This window comes from Thermoanaerobaculia bacterium, assembly GCA_035717485.1.
Lineage (GTDB): Bacteria > Acidobacteriota > Thermoanaerobaculia > UBA5066 > DATFVB01 > DATFVB01.
Genome location: DASTIQ010000246.1, coordinates 1 through 4,136 on the forward strand (window position 1 = coordinate 1; position 4,136 = coordinate 4,136).

General features: G+C 68.4%; 4 protein-coding genes, 1 tRNA gene and 1 other RNA gene. All 6 read right to left on the reverse strand.

Translation table 11 applies throughout. The features are described 5' to 3' along the window. Positions 1-1,267 (reverse strand): DNA polymerase III subunit gamma/tau (gene dnaX / locus VFS34_13160; protein HET9795397.1); only part of this gene is annotated, 1,267 nt, incomplete at its 3' end. A 58-nt stretch (positions 1,268-1,325) separates the two neighbouring features. Next, positions 1,326-1,425, reverse strand: an RNA gene (ffs, locus tag VFS34_13165) — signal recognition particle sRNA small type. Positions 1,426-1,458: 33 nt separating this feature from the next. Beyond that, positions 1,459-1,671 carry a hypothetical protein gene (locus tag VFS34_13170; protein ID HET9795398.1) on the reverse strand — a complete coding sequence of 71 codons (213 nt, stop codon included), beginning with the start codon at positions 1,669-1,671 and terminating at the stop codon, positions 1,459-1,461. A 257-nt stretch (positions 1,672-1,928) separates the two neighbouring features. After that, positions 1,929-2,018, reverse strand: a tRNA-Ser gene (locus VFS34_13175). 116 nt (positions 2,019-2,134) lie between these two features. Further along, positions 2,135-3,298, reverse strand: coding sequence for a hypothetical protein (locus tag VFS34_13180; GenBank protein HET9795399.1), 1,164 nt, complete (start codon positions 3,296-3,298; stop codon positions 2,135-2,137). A 58-nt stretch (positions 3,299-3,356) separates the two neighbouring features. Next, a partial coding sequence (locus VFS34_13185; protein HET9795400.1) for a hypothetical protein occupies positions 3,357-4,136 on the reverse strand: 780 nt, incomplete at its 5' end.

The following is a 4,136-nucleotide window of genomic DNA, read 5'->3' on the forward strand; positions in this document are numbered from 1 at the left end:
GGCGCGAAAGCACCTGCCGCACGAATTCCGCGGAAGGATCCGCGGCGGGAGCGGGCGCTTCGGTTTCGTCGGGAGGCGGCGCCGGGACGAGCGAGACGAAGCGGGGTCGATCCCCGGCGGAGGGAGGCGGCGCCGCCGGCGGGGGCGTGCGGCCGCCGGCGAGCGACTCCTCGAGCGAGCGCAGGCGCGGGAGCTCCGCGAGCTTCAGGAGCGACATCTCCCAGACGATCCAGGGGTCGTTCGCGCGCGCGAGCTGCCGCTCGGTTTCGAGCTGCAGCGAAACGGCGCGGAGAATCGTGTCGTAGGGCGCGAGCGCGGCGAGCTTCGCCGTGCGGTCCTCCGCGGCCTCGCCTTTCTTCCCCCCCGTTCGTCCGGCGGAGGCGACGAGGATCTCGCGGAGCATCGACGTGAACTCGCGCGCGGCGTGCCGCGGGTCGATTCCTTCCTCGCGGGCGCGCTCGACGGCCGCGAGGATCTCGGGACGATCGCCCGAGACGGCGGCCGCGAAGAGAGCTTCGAGCATCGCGCGGTCGACGAACGCGAAGATCTCGGCGCAGCGGCGCTCGTCGACGACGCCGGAGGAGAGGGTGGCGGCCTGCTCGAGGAGCGAAAGCGCGTCGCGGAGGGAGCCGTCGGAGGCGCGGGCGATCTGCGCCGCGGCCCCCGCCGTCACCGAGAACCCCTCGCGCTCGGCGATCGTCCGGAGCCGCTCGACGATCTCGGCGTCGGTCAGCCGGCGGAAAGAGAACTTCTGGCAGCGGGAAACGATCGTCGCCGGGATCTTGTGGAGCTCCGTCGAGGCCAGGATGAAGACGGCGTGCTCGGGAGGCTCCTCGATCGTCTTCAGGAGCGCGTTGAACGCCGCTTTCGACAGCATGTGGACCTCGTCCAGGATCAGCACGCGGTAGCGGTCGCGCTGCGGCGCGTAGCGGAGGATCTCGATCAGGTCCCGCGCGTCTTCGACGCTGTTGTTCGACGCGGCATCGAGCTCGATCGTGTCGAGCGACTCCCCGCGCTGGGCGATCTCGCGGCACGAGGCGCACTCTCCGCAGGGCGTCGGCGTGGGCCCCTTCTCGCAGTTCAGGCACGCGGCGAGGAGCCTCGCCGTCGTCGTCTTCCCGACGCCCCGCGGACCGGTGAAGAGGTAGGCGTGCGCGATGCGCCCCGACTCGATCGCGTGCTCGAGCGTCCGGGCGACGGCTTCCTGACCCACGAGCGTCTCGAAGGTCCGGGGGCGCCATTTTCGGGGGAGCGCGACGTGGTTCACGGCGGATCGAGCCTCAGCTAGATTCCTTCGGCGGACATGAAAGCGCCGAGGCCGACGATGAGTTCAGGCACCCCTGCGGCGCCCGGAGGCATCTCCTGATCGCTGCTTCCTTCCGGACCTGACGAGGTTCGGAGACTTCCGTCGCACAGGACCCGAACTCATCCTCGGCCCCGGCAAGGAATGATTCTACCTCACTCCGGCCGGTTCCGTTTACGGGGCCGGAAAGCCGTCCAGGCGAAGCCGGCGACGAGCACGAACCCGGCGATCAGGTCGGCGTTCCGGAAAACCGGAGCGGGCGCCTCGGGCCAGATCCCGATCGTGTCGCCCCAGGTGAAGACGACGGCAAAGACGAGAACCAGCGCCACGGAGACGAAGACGAGGCGGCGGAGAAAGGGAGATTCCACGGGGGGATATTAACGGGAAGGCGGCGAGGTGGGAACGTCCCGATCGTATGGCGGAGAGTCAGGAATGAGCCGGCACGCGTTCGGCGCTTGGCGAACCCTCGCCGTGTTTCGCTCCTTCTCGTCCGGCTTTCTCTTTTCGGCGTTCTTCTCGTATGGCGGAGAGTCAGGGATGAGCCGTCGCACGGGCGTGCTCGGCGAACCCTGCTCCGTCGCTTCGCTCCCGCCGCTCCGCGGCGCCGCCATTTCGCGCTGCGAAATGGCGGAGAGTCAGGGATTCGAACCCTGGGTACGGTTTCCCGCACACACGCTTTCCAAGCGTGCTCCTTAAGCCACTCGGACAACTCTCCGCGAGCGGCAGGCGCAAAGTATACCGCGGGCTTTTTGGCCATCCGGCGGCTCGCCGCGGGAGCTCGCGAAGCCGGGCCTCGAAGCGGCGGCCCGCTCAAGGCGGCCGCCGGGAATTTCAGCGGCTGGCGACCGTTCCCGGCTCGTCCGGCCGCCGGAAATCGGGATCGCGGAGATAGAGGTACATCACGGCCATCGAGTCCTGGTCCTCTCCCGAGGTGTTGTTGTAGGTCGAAACCAGCTCGTAATGGTGGTCGTGGCGGATCGGAATGCCCTCCGCGCTTTCGAACGTGTCGACGCGGTCGAGGCCGATCCGGTCCGCCGGGTTCTTCGCCCAGCTCTTCCAGACGGTCTTCCCCTCGGTCGCGTCGACGAGCTCGAGCGATTCGGCGAAAGGATGGAGGTGGACGGCGATGAAATGGATCGTCGTGTCGCGCTTCAATCCGAGCATGGCGTCGACCGGCGTGCGGTTGACCTCGCGCCCGGGCCGGACGATCCAATGCCCCGTGAACGTGCGTCCGTAGTCGTCGTGGTACTGGAACGTCGCGGCGTTCTGCCCCGGCAGGCAGCTCGCGCCGCCGTGCTCGGCATGCCGGGGATCCATCCCGAAGCGTCCGTCGGCGCCGGTGAGGAGCTTCAGCCCGAACACCGCATCCTCGTAGAGCGGCAGCATCGCAAACGAGAGGTCGCGATCGCGCACGTACCGGATGCGGGTGCGGTGCCGCACCTTCATGTCGCAGTCGTCGTAGTTCAGGTTCAGGACCTGGGTCGTCAACGACAGCTTCTCGTCGGACCACACCGGAATCCCGAACCCCGCGGGAAATTCGATGTCCATCTGTCCCTGCGACAGCGTGAAGAGCCGGGGATTGACGTCGTGCTTCAGATGGAAACGCCGGATGTACTCCGACGAGTCGAGATCGAGGTTGCTGTGGCACATGAACTGATCGAGCCCCGCCGGATCTCCGGCGTCGCCGACGACGTCGGCCGAATACCCGGTGATCCAGAGGAGCTCGGGCGGACCCGGTTCCATCGCGACGGGCATCGTGCTCTGCGGCCCGGTCATCGATCGGTACTTCTTGTCGATCGTGTAGTAATCGGAAAGCTCCTCGCGGACCTTTTCGAGCGCGGCGATCTGTCGGGCACGAGAAGCCGGAATCCCTTCCTCCCGGGTCGATGTCTCGCCCCCGGCGGCCTGCTCCCGCGCGGTCGGCGCGTCGCTCGGGGCGGCCGAGGGCGGGACAGAGGCGGTCGAGGCGGCAAGGAGGAGAGGAATCAGGAACATGGCGGACCCCCGAAATCGATCATACGGCAGCTCGCGAACAACGGTCCGTACCGCCGCGTCATACAAGCAAGAAAGCGGCCACGCCGAGGACGGCGAAGAACGCGAAGCTCACCCGATGGAATCGAGGCAGGTAGACGGGATCGGGACCCCGCTCGTCCGAGTAGATCTGCCAGCCGAGGAGGTTCGCGAGGGAGGCGACGAGCGTCCCGCAACCGCCCACGTTGACGGCATACAGGAGCGTCTTCCACCGCTCCGCGGCCGAGGGCGCGAGGAGCACGGCCGCGGGAACGTTCGAGATGGCCTGCGAGAACACGGCCCCGGCGAGATAGAGCCGCGGCCCCGGAGCGAGCGGGATCGAGGCGAAGAGCCGCCCGAAATCCAGCGCGGAGATCGCGGCCACGTCGATGAACACGAAGAAGAAGAGCGGGACGATCGCGAGCGACGCCGCGTTGCCGCGGCGGCCCGGCAGCAGGAGCCACCCGAACGCGGCGACGCCGAGAGCGGCGAGCGGAGGAACGAAACCGGTGATCGACAGCAGGACGAGGAGGATCCCGGCCCCTCCCACCGCCGCGGCCGCGGGCGCGATCGGCGGCACGGCGCGCTCGATCGGCACGATCGCGCGTGCCGGCTCCAGGATCAAGATCGCCGCCCCGAGAGCGCCGGCCGCGGCGGCGCCGAACGGCGTCATCGCCGACAGAAACCGGCCGATCGTCATCCCGGAACGGTGCAGCAGGAAGAGATTCTGCGGGTTTCCGATCGGCGACACGCATCCGAGGACGTTGGCCGCCGTGATCTCGAGGATCACCGCGTTCCGGACCCGGAAGTCGGAGAAACGCGA

What these genes read in the sequence shown, in the direction of transcription:
- VFS34_13180 (HET9795399.1), bottom strand. Translation starts at nt 3,298, where the DNA reads ATGTTCCTGATTCCTCTCCTCCTTGCCGCCTCGACCGCCTCTGTCCCG.